Raw genomic sequence first — 17,907 nt, forward strand, 5'->3', positions numbered from 1 at the left:
TGCTCAGATACGCCCTAGTTCAACTTGCGCTTGTTCATAACAATAGCGAATACAAGGACCGAAACCGATCCGTACAGCAAGGGGGCGATCATTGCCCAAAGCTTCATCGCCCAGGATACGCTGTCGTAGTTCATCATGGCATGGATGGAAAAACGAATCGGAGGAAGAACGTGCAGCACGTTATCCCAGCCTTGAGGCAGCACGTTTTCCAGTCCCTTTGCCCCGAGGGAGCAAGCGATTACGGCAGCAAGCAGCATAAGCGACTGCACTCTTGAAGCGAACAGCTTAACCGTAAACCAGCAGGCTATGGAGGCACCGAGCCAAGCGGCGGCGGCATGATAACCCGTTGCCATCAGGAGCTCCTCCAATGAAGCGGCCCGATCAAATTTGTTCGTCAAAGCAGGATAAGCTACGGCAAACCAGCCAAGGGGCAGTGTAAACAACCAGCTGTATAAAACCTTGGCCATATTCAGCTTGCTCAGGCTTCCCGCATGCATCGAAGTGACAAGCTCTTGATTGGTCCTCTCCAGATCAATAACGGCAGCGCTAAGCGCGATAGATACAATAAACAGGAAGGATGCCGAAAACGCATAACTTCCCATAACGGGATTAGGCACGACCGAATAAACAAAAATAATGCCCAGCAAATAAACAAACGTTGGAGGCGCATACCGGTAAGAGGTCATGAAGCATTTGTGCAAATAAGCAAGCAATGCTCTCATTGTTTCCCCTCCTCCTCTTGCCGCTGAAGCGAAAGCAAAATGCCTCCCGCTTCCAACAACTCAGCTATAAATCGCTGCAGCCCCGATTCCGGAATGAAACAGCAATAACATCCGTCATCTTCAGGCGCAAGCTGGACAGCAGGAAAGGAAAGCTCAAGACGGTTCACCTGGCGCTCATCCAGCTTGCTTTTCACCTCATACCTAACTTCCCTTTGTGGGCTGCCCTTTGCTCTGACTCCCTCCTCCTGCTCCTGCTCCTGCTCCAAAAAAAGCTCTCCATTCCGCACCAAAAGTGTACGATAAAGCAGATACTCTGCTGGAATATCGCCATGTACCGCGACCACAATTGCTGTTCCAATCTGCTGAACGGCTTGTAAGGAAGACAGAAGATGCTCCACGGACGCCTTGTCCAGGCCGGAAAATGGCTCGTCCAGCAGCAGCAAATCCGGCTCCCGCAGCGAGGCCTGCATCATATTTACCTTTTGCAGCATCCCTTTGGAATAATGGCGCATATTTGTTTTGTTAGCGGGATCAAGCCTGAAACGCTCATGCAGCTCCAAAATCCGGGGTTGAAGCGTACGAGGTTCAATGCCAGCGATACGCCCCATATGCCGCAAATAGTCCGCCGAAGTCATAGCTAATCCAGCCAGACGATCCGGCGCGTAACCAATTACGGGCGGTGGAGAACCAACAATTATTCGTTCGCCCGAGGTTGGCGCGATCAGCCCTGCAAGCAGCTTGAGCAGCGTGCTTTTCCCCTGGCCGTTGCCTCCCCTCAGCAGCAGACATTCTCCCTTGCGAAGCTCCAGGTTTACCTCCGACAGCACCGTAGAACCTCCGTAACGCTTGTGTACATTTTTGAGGCTTACCAAAAGCTCGGTCATTGTACAGCTCCAATCTGCCTATGTTCATGTATTCCATGCTCAAGCATCTCTTCTGCGGTAGGCCGCAATCGCTCCCGCCATAAAAATGATTGCCCATATCCCTGCAATACCTGTCCCTTGCATGGGCGTAAGCGCATTTATGTCATCAGATGCAGGCTTCATGTACATATAATGTCCTGCTATATCGGGAAAATAGTTGAAAATACGCGGCAGATAAGGTTCCGATAGCGGACTCACAATGAAATAATATCCAATTAGCAACGCCAAAGCAGGAGTCGTTCGTCTTAATAAAGCTCCAATGGCCGCACTAATAAGTGTGGTTATCGTTAAATAACCTGCTGCCCCAGCCAATGCTTCTATCATTTTGTCCATTTCAATCGCCGCCGCTGCATCTTTCATCATCATAAAAGAATAGAATACGCCTGATGCAGCAATAATCAGTGCAGCAGGAACGGTTAGTATGGCTAATGCCACATACTTCATGGATAATTGATAGCCCCGCCAAGGCATCGCCGTTAGCGTCGTTCGAATCTGTCCATTCTCATACTCTGAACAAGCAGCCAGAATGCCCAAAATAATGAACCCTGCTTGAAGATATCCCATAGATGCAAGCCCCGTATTCAGGATACTTTGAGCTCCCGCACCTGATGCCCCCTGTAAGCCAGCAGAAGTAAAAGCCGCAGCTAATACCATATTAGCAAGGAATGCAACAATAAGAGTAAGCCATATCAAGGGGAGCGTAACCAGCTTTTCCAGCTCGGAGCCCAGCATATGCATGATCTTTCGACTAGAAGAAACAACAGAAGCCCTCATGCTGCAACGTCCCTTCTATGGAATACAATAGCTGCGATCATGAAAAACACAGCTGCCCAGGCAGCCATAACGAAGCCGCCTGCAAGTGGAGTGTGAACACTATCGCTCATAGACATAAACATATCAATACCAGCCCTGTCTGGTAAATAATACGCCAGCTTTGTAACCTTGGAAAGCACAACGCTTAAGGATACAACGGATGAATTAATCATGAGTACAGTAAGCGGGATGACTCCGCTTTTTGTAATAAAAGTTAACCCGGATGCCAAAAGAGCAGTCAAAACCCAATAACAAGCGACGCCAAGAAGTTTGGACCAATCAAAGGTTGGGGCATATTCGCCCAATATAAGACGTGTTACGGTCAAGGTTGTGAAAATAGCCACCACACACAGCAGGATGCTGATGATGGTTACGGCGCCCCCTTTTGCCAGCATAAAAGAAAGCCGGGATGGAACAACAGATAAACTTGTCGTCAGCTGTTGTCCCCCTCCGTTTTCATTGCTCTCCCTCACATATTCGCTGCTTACAGCAAGCACGCCAACTATAATGACGCCTTGCACACCAAAGGCTAATCCTATGTAGCCAACCTCTGAAAGCCGCGTGCTAATGCCTGCAATAATATCCTTTTTTTCCGCAAAATTATCGAGAGCCGCAAATAATGCCGGGGCAAACGCCCCTAGCAGAAGGGCGAGCCATATATAAGGCAGGGAAAACAGTTTGGATAGCTCCGCCTTAAAGGCTTTCATCCTGTATCACCTGCCCGTTCCGCCGTCAGAGCAAAGAAGGCATCCTCCAGGGTGGAATGAGTGCCTATAATTTCCTCCAACGCTCCATCCGCAACGATTTTCCCGCGTTTAATGATAACCACATCATCAACTGTCTCTGCAAGCTCACCCATTAAATGACTGGATAATAAAACCGTGTTGCCAAACTCGGCGCGTTCCCGCAAAAAAGTCCGAATCCACCGTATTCCCTCCGGATCAAGCCCGTTAACAGGTTCATCCAATACCAATATCGGGGGATCGCCAAGGAGAGCCGCTGCCAAAGCAAGTCTTCTCCCCATACCCAGAGAATAACTTCCCACTCGTTTGCCAGCCGCATAAGTAAGACCTACCATATCCAGCACTTCCTCGACACGGGAGCGGGGCAACCCCGCAGCACGAGCTATCCAGCGCAAATGCGCGCGTCCTGTACGCATTCCATGCGCTCCGGACCCATCGAATGCGGCTCCCACTGTCATTAGGGGATTAGCTAATTGTGCAAATGGCTTCCCGTTAATAAGCGCACTTCCCGATGTGGCGCGATCTAGTCCAAGCAGGATACGAAGAGTCGAGCTTTTACCCGCTCCATTGGGACCCAAAAAACCAGTGACTCTGCCTGGCCTGGCTTGAAAGCTGATCCCTGAAAGGATTTCATGAGCTCCGCGGCGTTTCACTAAATGATCAATAGTAAGCAACCATAACACTTCCTTTCTGTTATGGTTCCCATTATAAAAAAGCAAGGTTACATTCCGGTTATCCTGTCGTTTAATTCTGGGTTACCTTTTGGTTAAGCCTTGCCGATAGCTACTTTTGTGCCATTTTCATCTGATGTAAACTCAGCCTTCAGCTTCATTTGTTCGAGCATATACGTTGCAATGGATAAACCGATCCCGGCCCCGCGCTCATAGGAGAAATTGCTCATCCCCGGACCTCTGTCTGCAATAATGATGGCTTGTTTTTCGACATTAACGACAATGCTTGCGTATTTCCCCTCTGCGGCATGACGAAGGATATTCTGAAACAGATTATCCAGAACCCGCGTCATCCAGGCCGGATCAACCTCCCAATAAAAGGTTTCCTCTGACGGTAAATCAACCTCCACCTGAAAATCTTTTTCTTCAAAAAGGGGATACCACGCAGCAACAGATGACCTTACTAAACGACCGATATCGGTTGAAGCGGGCCGAAACGGATGTTTTCCCGAAGTAAGCAAGGTATAGGAAAATAAATCATCCATTAGCTCTCCGACCCTTGTAATCGTATGATTGATTTCGGCTAAGGAATTTTGTCCTTCTGCACTCATTGCTTCTTTGTTTAGGCGGGTAACATGTCCTCTCAAAACAGTAAGCGGCGTTCGCAGGTCGTGAGATAAGTTGGCAATGAGCCGCTGTCGTAACACTTCCTCCTCATGTTCTCGTTTGCGGCTATCCTCAAGCTGCTGAATCATCCAATTAAAGGAACGTCCTAACTGATCAATTTCATCCATGCGGTCATTTTGAATAGCTATTGGTTTAGGAAATGAATGATGATCTGCTGAAAATGACATAACCTCCTGCAAATTCGCCAGACGTTTCCGAAGTCTCATAAAAAACACCCAGGATATCACAACAAATGCAACACTAATAAAACCAAGCAAAACCAATGCAACGTAAAATAGATTTAATGTATTCAGGTCTTCCTCATTAATCCCCGGAAAACTAATAATCGCAAAAAAGAAAATAAGCACAAGCGGGGGAATAAAAATAAACTGAAAGTGCCTCGTTAAAAAACGACGAAACAAGGTACCGGGCTGCTTCTGCTCCTGTTTATGATTCTTTTCCTGCTTCTGTCCCTGTTCCTGTTTCATTCTCATAGCTTCACCCGATAACCTATTCCCTTCAACGTTTCAATGATCTCCGGGGAATCCGAATAAGGCTCAAGCTTTTGACGCAGCCGATGGATATGGACCATTAAGGTTTTATCGCCCGTTATATAGGCTTCCTCCCAAATGGCTTCATAAATTTGTTCTTTGGGCAGCACCTGGTTGGGATGGCGCAAGAAATACATCAGGATTTGATGCTGCTTCCCTGTCAAAATGATTTCTTCGCCGCTGCGTTTGTCGATGACCGTTAACCCCTCTGGATTGACTTCAATATGATTTCCTAACAAGATGCGTTGAGGCTGCACTTCGCCCCTTCGGCGGATTAATACCTCCATCCTTGCAACCAGTTCATCCATATGGAAGGGCTTTGTTAAATAGTCATCGGCAAATTGCAGACCATCTACTTTATCATCTATCGATGTCCGGGCAGATAACAGCAAAACAGGAATAGCAGGCGCTGCCTTTTTTAACCGTTTCCCCACCGTAAATCCGTCCAGGCCAGGCAGCATAATGTCCAAAATAACGATGTCATGCTGACCCGCTTCTTTTTCGGCCCCTTCGCCAGAAAGCAGCCAATAAACAGCATACCCCCGCTGCTCCAATTCTTCTTTTACCCAAACGCCTATTTCCTCATTATCTTCTATGTATAACACGTTTTTTTTCACGCAGCATCCCTCTCTCTCCTTCCAGTTTAAGTTGCGTTATCCAATAAAACAACTCTTAAACAATCGCATGTTATCCCCTTTGCAGGATATCGGATTTTCAAAATCAGGATGTTTTGCTTCCTTTATAAATTCTTGAAAACTAAGCGTTACAGTAAGTGGCATACAAAAAAACGCAAAGATCTGTCATAACGGGAAAGGATGAAGACCAACAATGACTCACGAATTTATTCTGCACACGGAGGGCTTGAGCAAAACCTATGGCAAGCAGCGGGCAGTGGATAACCTTTCGCTGCAGATCAAAGCAGGCACCATCTATGGCTTGCTGGGGCCAAACGGCGCAGGCAAATCCACTACGCTAAAAATGCTGACCGGGCTTATCCGTCCCAGCGGAGGTCAAATTTGGGTGGACGGCGAGCCCTGGCAGCGAAGGCATCTGGACTCCATCGGCGCTTTGATTGAAGCGCCCGCTCTATACGGCAATCTGACCGCAGCCGAAAACCTGACCATACACGCCAAGCTGAGAGGGCTGCCGAACAAAGCCATCCATGAGGTGCTGGAAACGGTAGGCCTGCAGCATACCGGCAAAAAGCGGACCTCCCAGTTTTCGCTTGGCATGAAGCAGCGGCTTGGCGTAGCCATCGCGTTGCTGGGCACGCCCAAGCTGATCATTCTGGACGAGCCTACAAACGGTCTTGATCCCATCGGCATTCAGGAGCTGCGGGATTTAATCCTCTCCTTCCCCGCGCGCGGCATCACCGTTATTTTGTCCAGTCATGCCTTGACGGAGGTGGCCCAGCTTGTCGAAAGTATTGGTATTATTAGCGAAGGTCAGCTTAAGCATCAGGGCCCCCTCCGGCAGGACAAGGATCTGGAGACTTTATTTATGGACGTAGTGCGGGGGGCGAAATTATGATTGCCGTCATTCAATCCGAATATCTCAAATATAAGCGAACCTTTACGCGCAAGCTGATTCTTTGCGCCCCTTTATTTATTCTGATTCTTGCTTTGCTGGTCAAGATTGTAGCGCCGGACCAAAACGGGGACTGGAGTTTTCTGTTAACGGTTATTTACAACTGGTGGCCAGTCATCTTTATCCCTATTGGCATGGCCTTGTTTGCCGCGTTGATTCACATTCAGGAGAAAAAAGCAGGCAATCTCGTAAACCTGCGAATCCACAACGTTTCTCCATGCCGCGTCTGGTTTGCCAAAATCGCCGTCATGGCCATCCATTCCTTTTGGGCAACGCTTGTCTTGATAGTCTGCACGCTTGCTTCGGTGCTGCTCATAGCAGCAGACAGCAGCGTTCCGTGGAGCCAACTCATTATAGGGGGACTGCTGATCTGGCTGGTTTCGCTTCCGCTTATTCCTTTGCAGCTAATGGCTGCGTTCTGGAAGGGCTTATTTTCCAGCATGGGCTTGGGCATTATCGGATTTTTCTGGGGCGTATCCGTTGCTCCAGGCGCAAACTGGATGTTTGTTCCATGGAGCTGGCCATCCCGCCTGATGGCGCCAATCGTTGGCGTACATCCCAACGGCGTATCCCTTCCACCCGGAGACCCTTTGCTCCTTGACACCTCAGTTATCCCGCTCGGAATCGGCATTTCAATTGCCGCGCTTATCCTGTTTTCAAGCCTGAGCGCTTTGTGGTTCAGCCGGAAGGAGCTGCGCTAATGAAACAGGCAGACCTTGCAAAACAGGCAAACCTTGCAGTCCTGCTTCAAATCGAATGGCTGAAGCTGAAGCGCACGCCCCTGCAATGGCTCTTGCTGGCGGGCCCCATCGGATTTGCCGCGCTTATTGTCTGGTATTACGCGGGAAGAGCGGTAACTCCCGGCCTTCCGGCCCTGATCTTCGATACGTTTGTTCAGGGAGCCAGCTCACTCGCCCTTCCGATAGGCATTGGCCTTCTAGGCGGGTATGTAATCCTTCAGGAGGAGCTAGCAGGTAATTTCAACGGCTTTTTAGGCACTGCTATTTCGCGTTTTCGCCTATACGGAAGCAAGCTGTTGTTTATGATTGTGTTAATGGCATCCGCAATAGCTCTGTCTACCTTAACGCTTGCCGCCGGATTGCAATGGTTTACCTCTGTTCCCGTTCGCTGGGATATTCTCGCTGCGGCGGCAGGCATCGGTATCGCAGCTTCGCTCCCGCTGGCGGCGCTGCACCTGTGGGTCAGCCTGGCGTGGGGAATGGGAGCATCGGCAGCGTTAGGCGGAGGCGGCCTTCTGATCGCGGCTTTGTCGGCAACCTCTCTCGGTGACGCGGTTTGGCCTTATATTCCATGGGCATGGCCCGTCCGCCTGTCCAGCATGCCGGGACTTTATTTGCTGCCGGAGCTGCCCGACGAAGCCGTTATGGACTACCTTTGGCAAAAGACTTATCAGGGCTCGTTGTTGGCTGCTGTTGGATTTGTAGTATTATGGATTGGCGGCCTTCTCTGGTTTTGGAGGTGGGAGGGGCGTAAAGCACAGGAATGATAATAGAGCTCCGTAGGCGATAACAGCCTTGGAGCTTCCGTGGCCGAACAACTGGTTTGGAGGTTGGCATTATGAAGACGATACTGATTATCGACGACGAAAAGGATATGGCTGGCCTGCTACAGGATACGCTGGAGGGCAGGGGCTACAACGTATTAACCGCCTATGACGGGACAACCGGCATTGCCCTTGCAAGGAAGCAGCCCGATTTGATTATTCTGGATATTATGATGCCAGGCATGGATGGCTTTGAAGTTTGCAGGCAAATCCGGGACGTCGTATTATGCCCCATTCTTTTTCTGAGCGCCAAGCAATATGAACAGGACCGGATCAAAAGTCTGGCGATCGGCGGGGATGACTATATCGGCAAACCCTTCAGCTTGCTGGAGCTGCTGGCCAAAATCGAGGCCCATCTGCGGCGCGAGGAAAGAGCGATGCTGCTTAATGCACACAGCGCACGTCGCTTGCTCCATTTCAAAAGCGCAACGATCGATCTTCAATCACGGCAGCTTCTTATAGGCACGAAAGCTATACCTCTAACCAAGAAAGAATTCGACATCGCCGAATTTCTGGCCCTGCATCCCGGACAGGTTTTTTCCAAGGATCAAATGTATGAAAAAATATGGGGCTACGATGCGGACGGCGATGCCAGTACGGTTGCGGAGCATGTCAAAAACATCCGCGCCAAGCTTGCCGAAGCGGACCCTGATGCAGCGTACATATCTACCGTATGGGGGATCGGATACAAATGGGAAAAATCCTGATGCGCTGGCCTCTCAAATGGCAGTTTATTTTTGCCTTTGCCCTGATTCTGATTCTTAGCGCGGCAGCAACGGCGTTAACTGTCGCTTCCTATGTCTATCTGTATTCGAAATTGGAATATTCGGGGATTTATCCCGCTAATCATTATGAAAAACAAATTCCATCACTGAATGCTTATCTCCGAGAGCAAGGAGACCGCCTTCTGAACCCGGAACGGGAGGAGCTGCTGCAAGCCGTTATCCCGACAGAGGGAATCCGTTATCAGGTGATAAATTCAGAGGGGCGTGTTCTTTACGGCACAGATCAACGCAAAATATTGAATAGCCGTGAGCAGCTAAGGGATAGCATCAATACCACTATTAGGGGCGACGGAGAGTATAAGGTGATCATCCCCCTTTTTGGAGAAAACAGCACATTAGCAGGCGGAGTCGTGCTGATGTATAACCTTTCCCCAACGTATGCCAGCAAAACAGATCAATTTCTTTTTGCTCCCTTGTACATGTTCCTTTTTCTTTCGCCGTTTATTTATATCATCCTATTTGCCTTCCTGTTCGCTCGGTTGTTGGCCAATAATATGGGCAAGCCGCTTCGCCAGCTCATTCAGGCCGCAAAGCAAATTAAAAACAAAGACCTGAATTTCACAATCGATTACGCGGGCTCCAATGAGCTGGGCCAGCTTAGCGAAGCTTTTCGGGATATGAGAGCCGAGTTGGAGGCATCCTTAATCTCGCAGTGGAGAATGGAGCAAGAGAGGCTGGATTTAATGGAGAATCTGGCTCATGATATCAAAACGCCCCTTGCCATCATTAGAGGTTATGCCGACTCTCTGCTGCTAGAGCAGTCCGACAGCAAGGATAAATGGCAAAAATATATTTCCGTTATCAAGGAAAACGCAATTCGCGGCTCCAGCTATATCGAGCATATGCAGTTACCGGCCGATTCCCAGCCATCCGCTTTTTCCATCCATTACACCTATGCCGATTTGAGCGAACTGCTCAAGCGAAAAACGGACAATTACAAGCTGTTAGCCTCGCAGAAGGAAATAGATGTCCGCTTAAAAATGGGAGGCTGCAACCCTGAAAAGTCATTTTCTTCAAAAAGATGGGTGGATGTCGGGAAGCTGGAACGAATTCTGGACAACATCGTCCTGAACGGTATACGCCATACGCCGCAAAAAGGCAGCATCCGGCTTGAAGCCGTCTTACGCGAGGATGGCTGCACCATCACGGTTTGCGATACCGGAGAAGGCTTTAGCGACGGTGATCTCCCCCACCTTTTTGACAGGCTATACAGAGGGAACGGCTCCGCCCAGGAGGACGATTATGCCCATTGCGGGCGTGGTCTCTATATTGCCAAACAACTGGCGGAAATACATGGAGGGGAAATCCGCGCTCGCAATAACGAATGCGGCGGAGCCTGCGTCGAATTTGATCTAGCATTTGGCGGCCCGAAGCAAGCAAACGAGTAATAAAAAAGATGCGGCCCTCGCCGCATCTTTTTATTGACCCTCTACATATAACAATCCTCGGTATTATTTGCTGACCTTATTTAGCTACAATATAACCTTCCGCCTTCAGCAGCTCGGCGATCAGCACCGCGCCGCCGGCAGCGCCGCGCAGCGTGTTATGAGACAAGCCAACAAACTTGTAGTCGTAGACGGAATCCTCGCGCAGACGGCCGGCGGAAACGCCCATGCCATGCTCGATGTCGCGGTCCAGCTTCGTTTGCGGACGGTTTTCTTCCTCAAAATACGTAATGAACTGCTTCGGCGCGCTTGGCAGCTCCAGCTCCTGAGGACGTCCTTTATATTCTTGCCAGCGCTGCAGAATTTCTTCCTTGCTTGGTTTGTTTTCAAATGAAACAAACACGGTTGCCAGATGGCCGTCCGTTACCGGCACGCGGATGCATTGCGTCGTAATAAGCGGTCCTTCCGCTTTTACAATTTCGCCGTTTTCGACGCTGCCCCAAATGCGCAGAGGCTCCTGCTCGCTTTTTTCTTCCTCCCCGCCGATGTAAGGAATAACGTTGTCCAGCATTTCCGGCCAATCGGTGAAGTTTTTGCCCGCGCCCGAGATCGCTTGGTAAGTAGATGCCACAACAACCTTCGGATTAAATTCACGCAGGGCGTTCAGCGCCGGAACATAGCTTTGAATGGAGCAGTTTGGCTTAACCGCAATAAAGCCCGTCGATGTGCCCAGACGTTTGCGCTGCGCTTCGATAACCTCGATATGGCCAGGGTTGATTTCGGGAACAACCATCGGTACGTCCGGCGTCCAGCGGTGGGCGGAGTTGTTGGAAATAACAGGCGTACCTGTTTTGGCATAAGCTTCTTCCAAAGCTTTAATTTCATCCTTCTTCATATCTACCGCGCAAAAAACAAAGTCGACGCCGCTTGCCACTTCCTCTACCTTGGAAGCATCCTGCACCATAATTCCTTTTACAGCTTCAGGAATCGGAGTGGACAGCTTCCATCTGCCCTGAACCGCTGCCTCGTATGTTTTGCCTGCCGAGCTTGCGCTGGCCGCAATCGCCGTTACTTCAAACCAGGGATGTCCGTTCAGCAGCTCCACAAAGCGCTGTCCCACCATGCCTGTTCCTCCAACAATACCTGCTTTCAATTTTCCAGTCATGAATCTCTCTCCCTTTCCGTAATCTCGTTATCCTGTAGTTATCGTTGCTTAATTAAATGCGGCTTATGCTTTATTGGTTCCCTCGAACAGCAACGTCAAACTATCGCGACCAGTCAAAAGAGTGCTTTTGGAGCCTGCTTTAATGGAAACCGGCCAATTTGAACAGCCTCGAAAGGGATGCTTCGTTCACCAGTGCTGCTGTACTTGCGCAATAAAAAAATCCCACCCCCAAGACTATAGTCTCAGGGACGAGATTAGTATGCTCGTGGTACCACCCGGATTCGCAGATATGTCGCCATATCCGCCTCTTCAAGTACGGCTGCAAAATTACCAGCTTATACTCTAGCTCTGTAACGGGAGCTCCCGTCGCACTATCCTTTCCGGCGGGCTTCCCCGTTCCGTCATTCCAATGCGCGGCTCTTAGTCTTTCTTCAGCGGGTTATTCTCTGCTCCTTCGCAGCTGCCGGAGCTCTCTGCAATCAAATAAATCCGCCTACTCGTCTCGTCGTTGCCTTTTCATATTGGTTTTATAATAGCAAGCAATAGCGGAAAATTCAATCGTCTTTCAGCAATTTTTCGAAAATCCGGCCGAGCATATATTGCCAGCACTTGTTTGGAGAGGGTGCTTGCTGCTCCGCCGGTCTTAACCATTTGGCTTAAGATTTCAGCTTTTATGCCGCCGGAATATTATGGCTTTTGTATGGCTACAACCTCGGTTTCACCATTCAGATAAGCCTCTTCACGGAACGACTGAGTAGCGGAACGAATTGCGTCAGCGGCCCAATGCGAGGCCGGAACATCCTGCCAGTCACCGCCGCTCCCCGACAACTGCGGACGGCCCAATACCCTGTTCAATACGGCAACAGCCTGTGCCCGCGTCACTTGACGATCCGGGCGGAAGCTGCCATCTTCATAACCCGTGAGCCAGCCTTGTTCCGATACGATGGAAATCGCCGAGGCAGCCCAATGCTCCGCCGCATCCGCGAACATAGCGGGCTGCTCCGTCCCTTGCGCCGCAAGCCAACGGGCCAGAACAACGGCCAGCTCGGCGCGGGTCAAAGGGGATTCTGGTCGGAACGAACCATCAGGTCCACCGCTCATCCAGGAGGATGCGGCTGCCTTGGCAATTGCCTCAGCCGCCCAATGCTCCTGCGGCACATCGCCAAAGTCTGTATCGCCGCCGGCTGCCGCCCCTGCCTGTCCGGCCGGCGAAAGCTTCGTCAATAAGGCGGCAAGCTCGGCGCGAGTGACCGCCCGATCAGGTGCAAAACGCCCATCGCCGTAACCATTCATATAGTTGTCGTAGGAAGTGACAATAGGTTCAGCCGCCAGCACGATGGCTTGGCCGGAGCCTTCCGTCTCAATCGTAATACCGGTTGCCTTGCCTCCAGCATCGTAACGAACCTTCCCCGCCATCAAGCGACTCTCTCCATTTTCAACTTTCATGTAAACCGCCAGTTTACGTGCTTCGACCGCATTAAGAGCGTCCGGCAAAGGAAGCAGCAGGCTGCCCTTGCCCGTAATTCCGCCACTTGCAAAGGATACTGCAGCACTTGCTTGCTTCACATTCCAGTTATGGGCTAGCGCGGTATTTGTTTGATCAAGAAGCCGCTTTGCCAGCTTTGTCCCTCCGGGCACCGCTAACTGAACAGACAGCTCGTTGGAATTGCTTTTAGAAAAATCCAATGGCATTTCATATTCTGTTTCCTCTATGCTCAAAACCAGCTTAAGCTTCAAATCCTTGAGCTGTCGAATGGCCTCTGTCGAAAACGCAAACCGCACCTGCTCCGCTTTGTGAGCTACACCTGATTGCGACTCAATGCGCAGCACGTTTTCGCCACCGGCAGAAGCAGCGGAAACAATGGCTCCGGCCGACTCCAGCTTCAATTCATAATGCAACGCTCCGCTTGAATCAACAATGCTTGATTCCGTAAGCCCCGTTATCGGCTGGCCGTTCAGCCTTAATCCAAATATTTGGCTGCGGATAATTGGCAATGCCGCCGCCGCTGGTCTTGCGCGCGTAATCTCTATTTCATAGGTTTGTTTAACCGACGCCAGCTGTGCCGTTGCTTCAACGTCCACTGTATTGGCGCCATAATTCAGCGAAACTACTGCTTGCTCCCCTGCCTGCACCGCCTTGCCGTTGACCGCTACCGATGCGGCCATATCAGCCGCCGAGGCCGTCAGCAGCACAGAAGCAACCTCGCTTGCCACCTGTGCCGTATAATGCGTCTGCCGTGGATCGAATACTGGAGAAAGGGTCACCGGCTGACCGTCGATGCTCAGCGTCAATGCCGCAAGATCAGCGTTAATACGGCGAATGTTGTCCACTTCAATGGTAGCGGCCGCTTCATTGCCAGCTGCATCTTTTGTGTAGACGGTGTAGACGCCATTGGTTTGTGCATCAAACTGGCGGGCTTCCGTTATATCGTTGCCAGCTCCGCCGCTGAAAAATGCAATCGGCTCTTCGCCCTCTGCCCACTTCACAACTGCGATAGAATTGCCATCGCCGACGGCAGTGACCTGTGCAAGAACAGCAGCCCGCTCACCTGTTGGTTCTTCCGTTTCCAGGCTCAGTTGCAGTTTTGGTTCATCCCGATAAATATTCATCACGTTAATTTGCTGAACGGTGCTGTTGCCCGCGTAATCATAGGCAATGACCGTATAAAGGCCATTGGCTGTAGCAACAAACACTCCATCCATCACTTCTTCGGATGGCCAAGGGTTCTCCGTTTCTGGAGAAACGGCGGACCAAAGCACCGTTCTGACTCCGCTCTCGGAATCCGACGCAGTTACGGAAATCATCACGTTGCCGTTAATCGGTGCCGTATAGTCCGATGTTAACGTCAAGGCTGGTTTCATTCGATCCACGTTTGAAATCGTGATTCTCTCAACTGTTTTGTTGCCAGCCGCATCACGTGCATAAATAGTGTACGTGCCGTTTTCATCAGCCGTGAACTCTGATTCGTCCAGCACATCCTCACCGCCACCGCCGATGAAATAGGCGGTGTCAAAATCGCCCTTCGCTACACGAAGCTCCGCAAGGCTATTCCCCGCCGCTGTGCCAGCAACGGAAGCGTCAATGCTTACCACAACATCACCGTTGGTTGGAGCACTTGGAGAAGACGTTAATGTCAGCTCAGGCGCCTGCCTGAGTATGTTCGTTAGCTCTATGGTCTCCATTGTTTCATTGCCAGCCGCATCGCGTGCATAAACAGTGTACATGCCGTTTTCATCAGCCGTGAACGCTGATTCATCCAACATATTCTCACCGCCGCCGCCAATGAAGTAGGCAGCATTTTGATCGCCCTTTGCCGCACGAAGCTCTGCGAGGCCATTGCCTGCTGACTCACCGGCAACAGTAGCAGCAATACCTACCTCAACGTTTCCGTTTGTTGGGGCACTTGGCGAAGGCGTTAACATCAGCTCAGGCGCTTGCTTAAATATATTGGTTATCTCTACGGTTTTCACCGTTTCATTACCTGCCGCATCGCGTGCATAGACAGTGTAGGTGCCGCTTTCATCAGCCGTGAACGCTGATCCATCCAGTACATCCTCACCGCCGCCGCCAATGAAGTAGGCGGCATTACGGTCTCCCTTCGCTGCACGAAGCCCGGCAAGGCCATTACCTGCTGACTCACCAGCAAAAGTAACAGCAATACCTACCTCAACGTTTCCGTTAGTCGGAGTATTTCGCGAAGACGTTAACGTCAGCTCAGGTATCTGCTTGAATATATTCGTTATCTCTATTGTTTTCACCGTTTCGTTGCCAGCCGCATCGCGCGCATAGACAGTGTACGTGCCGTTTTCATCAGCTACGAACTCTTCTTCGTTCAGCACATCTTCGCCGCCACCACCGATGAAATAGGCGGCATCTTGTTCACCCTTCGCTGCACCTAGCTCGGCAAGGCTATTGTCTGCTGCCGTGCCCGCGACCGAGACTTCAACGCCAACCACAACGTTTGCGTTGGTCGGAGCACTTGGCGAAAACGTCAGTGAAAGCTCAGGCGCTTGCTTGAATATATTCGTTATCTCTATTGCTTCCACCGTTTCATTGCCTGCCGCATCGCGTGCATATACAGTGTACGTGCCGTTTTCATCAGCCGTGAACGCCGATTCATCCAACACATCCTCACCGCCGCCGCCAATGAAGTAGGCAGCATTTTGATCGCCCTTTGCCGCACGAAGCTCTGCGAGGCCATTGCCTGCTGACTCACCGGCAACAATAGCAGCAATACCTACCTCAACGTTTCCGTTTGTTGGGCCACTTGGCGAAGGCGTTAACATCAGCTCAGGCGCTTGCTTAAATATATTGGTTATCTCTAAGGTTTTCACCGTTTCATTGCCAGCCGCATCGCGTGCATATACCGTGTACATGCCGCTTTCATCAGCCGTGAACGCTGATTCATCCAGAACATCCTCACCGCCGCCGCCAATGAAGTAGGCGGCATTACGGTCTCCCTTCGCTGCACGAAGCCCGGCAAGGCCATTGCCTGCTGAATCATCAGCAACAGCAGCCTCAATGCCTACCACAACATCACCGTTTGTTGGGGCACTTGGCGAGGGCGTTAACATCAGCTCAGGCGCTTGCTTGAATATACTCTTTATCTCTACGGTTTTCACCGTTTCATTGCCTGCCGCATCACGTGCATATACCGTGTACATGCCATTTTCATCAGCGATGAACTCTGCTGCGCTCAGCACATCTTCACCGCCGCCAATGAAGTAGTCGGCATTACGATCTCCCTTCGCCGCACGTAGCTTGGCAAGGTTGTTGCCTGCTGACTCGCCAGCAATAGAAGCCTCAATACCAACCACAACATCACCGTTTGTTGGGCCACTTGGCGAAGGCGTTAACATCAGCTCAGGCACTTGCTTGAATATATTGGCGACTTCAATCGTCTCCAGAGCGGAATTACCCGCCGTATCCTCCACGTATACGGAATAAACGCCATTTTGCGTTACAGAGAATCCATCATTTAACGAAGTTCCATTTCCGCTTTGGAAAAAAGCCGCATTTTGCAGCCCTGCCGCCCATAGCCGCTTGGCAATGGCTACATTATCCGAGGCGTCCAGCCTGATTTCCACATCCGTATTGGTTGGACCTGCCGTCCCTGAAGGCGTCAACACGATAACCGGCGGGATTTTGTCAATTGAAGAGACTGTAATCGGAAACACCGCTTCATTACCCGCTATATCGCGGGCGTACAGAGTAAAGGTCCCGTTCTCTGTTACCGTAAAGCTGTCTGTCGCTAACGCCGCTCCAGCATTGCTGCCCAAAAGATCATGACCCTGCGCAACAAAATAATTAACATTCTGATTTCCTGACGCCCACTTGAAGCTGGCGATTGAACTACTCGCGTCCGCAGCCGAAACTTGTACCGAAACATCCTCATTACTTGGACCGCTTGGTGAAAGCGAGTAGGTTAGCTGCGGAGCCGTTTTGTCGTAAAAAACGACAGAGTTGTTCGTCGTCGCGGTAAAAACACTGCCTGGCGCTCCCGCCTCTGAAAATATGGCCGCTGACAGAGACACAGCTCCTTCCGGCAGCATATCCGTCACCGCCAAACTTGCGCTCCAGCTTGTCCCGCTCCCTGTTGCCGCCACTGTCGTTCCGGCAATCTTGATGATAGGGCTTTGAATGGCAATATCCGTCTCAAGCTCAACGGTTATGGTATCTCCAGTTTTGGCATAGCCTGGTGCTCCATCCGAGGAAACCGTAAGCGAAGCGATATGGGGAACAGGGCGGTTCAGCTCATATGACCAATGGACATGATCGGTGGTATTGGTCCAGCCATCCGTAAAGGAGTAGAGTGTCGCCCACAACGCATTTGGAGGAATATTCAGCTCATTATCGGTCGTGAGCTCGGTTATGCCATCCACTGAGTAGCGAAAAGAGGTGTTGCCAATCGGATTATTCACACCTGTCCGTTCGACCTGGAAGGAAGAAATCGTAACCCAGGTCGCCGTCGCAGGAATAGCCAACGAATCGCTTGTTTGTCCGATTGCACCATTGCTGCTATAGGTAAATACGGGATTCCAGCTAAAGCGACTCCAGCCATAATCATAAAAAACCGACGGCGTCAGCCAATCGGCAACGGCTGGAGGATTCGGGCTATTTTGGACAATACCATCTACACTAAACGTATATTCTGTCGCCCGCCCTTCATACACATTGTTAGTATACGTGGAATATCCGGTTAATATCTGTCCGCCAATACCCGCCGCTCTTAACGGTACAGTTAATTCGGGAGTCAGAAGGGCGCCAACAACCGGCAGCAGCACAACAAGCGCAGTCAGCCAAAATATCATTCTTTTTTTACTCATTATAA

14 protein-coding genes are annotated in these 17,907 nt (G+C 50.6%); 5 read left to right on the forward strand and 9 right to left on the reverse strand.

Going from position 1 to position 17,907, the window contains the following annotated elements; translation table 11 throughout:
• Positions 1-14: 14 nt before the first annotated feature.
• The 7 genes from A7K91_RS05140 to A7K91_RS05170 form a co-directional block, all read right to left on the reverse strand.
• Positions 15-722, reverse strand: a complete 708-nt coding sequence (locus A7K91_RS05140) for a hypothetical protein (RefSeq protein WP_068680373.1) — start codon at positions 720-722, stop codon at positions 15-17.
• Entirely contained in the window at positions 719-1,606 is an 888-nt protein-coding gene (locus tag A7K91_RS05145; protein ID WP_068680374.1) for an ATP-binding cassette domain-containing protein, read from the reverse strand. Before A7K91_RS05145 ends, A7K91_RS05140 begins: the two co-directional genes overlap by 4 nt.
• A gap of 39 nt (positions 1,607-1,645) precedes the next feature.
• A complete protein-coding gene (locus A7K91_RS05150) occupies positions 1,646-2,419 on the reverse strand; it encodes an ABC transporter permease (RefSeq protein ID WP_068680375.1) in 774 nt (257 codons plus the stop codon).
• Positions 2,416-3,165, reverse strand: a complete 750-nt coding sequence (locus tag A7K91_RS05155) for an ABC transporter permease (protein ID WP_068680377.1) — start codon at positions 3,163-3,165, stop codon at positions 2,416-2,418. The genes A7K91_RS05150 and A7K91_RS05155 overlap by 4 nt, the downstream gene beginning before the upstream one ends.
• Entirely contained in the window at positions 3,162-3,875 is a 714-nt protein-coding gene (locus A7K91_RS05160) for an ABC transporter ATP-binding protein (protein WP_068680379.1), read from the reverse strand. Before A7K91_RS05160 ends, A7K91_RS05155 begins: the two co-directional genes overlap by 4 nt.
• 92 nt (positions 3,876-3,967) lie before the next feature.
• Positions 3,968-5,026, reverse strand: coding sequence for a sensor histidine kinase (locus tag A7K91_RS05165; RefSeq protein ID WP_068680381.1), 1,059 nt, complete (start codon positions 5,024-5,026; stop codon positions 3,968-3,970).
• Positions 5,027-5,028: 2 nt separating this feature from the next.
• Entirely contained in the window at positions 5,029-5,706 is a 678-nt protein-coding gene (locus tag A7K91_RS05170; protein ID WP_068680383.1) for a response regulator transcription factor, read from the reverse strand.
• A gap of 211 nt (positions 5,707-5,917) precedes the next feature.
• Between A7K91_RS05170 and A7K91_RS05175 the strand changes: the two genes are divergently transcribed.
• The 5 genes from A7K91_RS05175 to A7K91_RS05195 all read left to right on the forward strand — a co-directional run bounded on the left by A7K91_RS05175 (position 5,918) and on the right by A7K91_RS05195 (position 10,413).
• Positions 5,918-6,619 (forward strand): lantibiotic protection ABC transporter ATP-binding protein, encoded by a 702-nt coding sequence (locus tag A7K91_RS05175; protein WP_068680385.1) that lies wholly within the window; start codon positions 5,918-5,920, stop codon positions 6,617-6,619.
• The gene (locus A7K91_RS05180; protein WP_068680387.1) at positions 6,616-7,377 is read left to right on the forward strand and encodes a lantibiotic immunity ABC transporter MutE/EpiE family permease subunit; all 762 of its coding nucleotides are present in this window, start codon (positions 6,616-6,618) and stop codon (positions 7,375-7,377) included. Before A7K91_RS05175 ends, A7K91_RS05180 begins: the two co-directional genes overlap by 4 nt.
• Complete coding sequence (locus A7K91_RS05185) at positions 7,377-8,183, forward strand: lantibiotic immunity ABC transporter MutG family permease subunit (RefSeq protein ID WP_068680389.1); 807 nt, start codon at positions 7,377-7,379, stop codon at positions 8,181-8,183. Before A7K91_RS05180 ends, A7K91_RS05185 begins: the two co-directional genes overlap by 1 nt.
• 71 nt (positions 8,184-8,254) lie before the next feature.
• Complete coding sequence (locus A7K91_RS05190; protein WP_068680391.1) at positions 8,255-8,947, forward strand: response regulator transcription factor; 693 nt, start codon at positions 8,255-8,257, stop codon at positions 8,945-8,947.
• Complete coding sequence (locus A7K91_RS05195; protein WP_169833376.1) at positions 8,932-10,413, forward strand: HAMP domain-containing sensor histidine kinase; 1,482 nt, start codon at positions 8,932-8,934, stop codon at positions 10,411-10,413. The genes A7K91_RS05190 and A7K91_RS05195 overlap by 16 nt, the downstream gene beginning before the upstream one ends.
• A 76-nt stretch (positions 10,414-10,489) precedes the next feature.
• Here A7K91_RS05195 and asd read toward each other — a convergent pair whose 3' ends face one another.
• Together asd and A7K91_RS05205 are read right to left on the reverse strand one after the other, a co-directional pair.
• On the reverse strand, positions 10,490-11,575 hold the full coding sequence (gene asd / locus A7K91_RS05200; RefSeq protein WP_068680392.1) for an aspartate-semialdehyde dehydrogenase: 1,086 nt from the start codon (positions 11,573-11,575) through the stop codon (positions 10,490-10,492).
• 687 nt (positions 11,576-12,262) lie between these two features.
• Positions 12,263-17,902, reverse strand: a complete 5,640-nt coding sequence (locus A7K91_RS05205) for an S-layer homology domain-containing protein (RefSeq protein WP_068680393.1) — start codon at positions 17,900-17,902, stop codon at positions 12,263-12,265.
• Positions 17,903-17,907: the final 5 nt, after the last annotated feature.

Origin of the sequence: Paenibacillus oryzae (genome assembly GCF_001675045.1) — a bacterium.
GTDB lineage: Bacteria > Bacillota > Bacilli > Paenibacillales > Paenibacillaceae > Pristimantibacillus > Pristimantibacillus oryzae.

Excerpts from the sequence above, each read along its gene's own strand:
- A7K91_RS05140 (WP_068680373.1), bottom strand. The coding sequence starts at position 722 with ATGAGAGCATTGCTTGCTTATTTGCACAAATGCTTCATGACCTCTTAC.
- A7K91_RS05145 (WP_068680374.1), bottom strand. The coding sequence starts at position 1,606 with ATGACCGAGCTTTTGGTAAGCCTCAAAAATGTACACAAGCGTTACGGA.
- A7K91_RS05150 (WP_068680375.1), bottom strand. The coding sequence starts at position 2,419 with ATGAGGGCTTCTGTTGTTTCTTCTAGTCGAAAGATCATGCATATGCTG.
- A7K91_RS05155 (WP_068680377.1), bottom strand. The coding sequence starts at position 3,165 with ATGAAAGCCTTTAAGGCGGAGCTATCCAAACTGTTTTCCCTGCCTTAT.
- A7K91_RS05165 (WP_068680381.1), bottom strand. The coding sequence starts at position 5,026 with ATGAAACAGGAACAGGGACAGAAGCAGGAAAAGAATCATAAACAGGAG.
- A7K91_RS05175 (WP_068680385.1), top strand. The coding sequence starts at position 5,918 with ATGACTCACGAATTTATTCTGCACACGGAGGGCTTGAGCAAAACCTAT.
- A7K91_RS05180 (WP_068680387.1), top strand. The coding sequence starts at position 6,616 with ATGATTGCCGTCATTCAATCCGAATATCTCAAATATAAGCGAACCTTT.
- A7K91_RS05185 (WP_068680389.1), top strand. The coding sequence starts at position 7,377 with ATGAAACAGGCAGACCTTGCAAAACAGGCAAACCTTGCAGTCCTGCTT.
- A7K91_RS05190 (WP_068680391.1), top strand. The coding sequence starts at position 8,255 with ATGAAGACGATACTGATTATCGACGACGAAAAGGATATGGCTGGCCTG.
- A7K91_RS05195 (WP_169833376.1), top strand. The coding sequence starts at position 8,932 with ATGGGAAAAATCCTGATGCGCTGGCCTCTCAAATGGCAGTTTATTTTT.
- asd (WP_068680392.1), bottom strand. The coding sequence starts at position 11,575 with ATGACTGGAAAATTGAAAGCAGGTATTGTTGGAGGAACAGGCATGGTG.
- A7K91_RS05205 (WP_068680393.1), bottom strand. The coding sequence starts at position 17,902 with ATGAGTAAAAAAAGAATGATATTTTGGCTGACTGCGCTTGTTGTGCTG.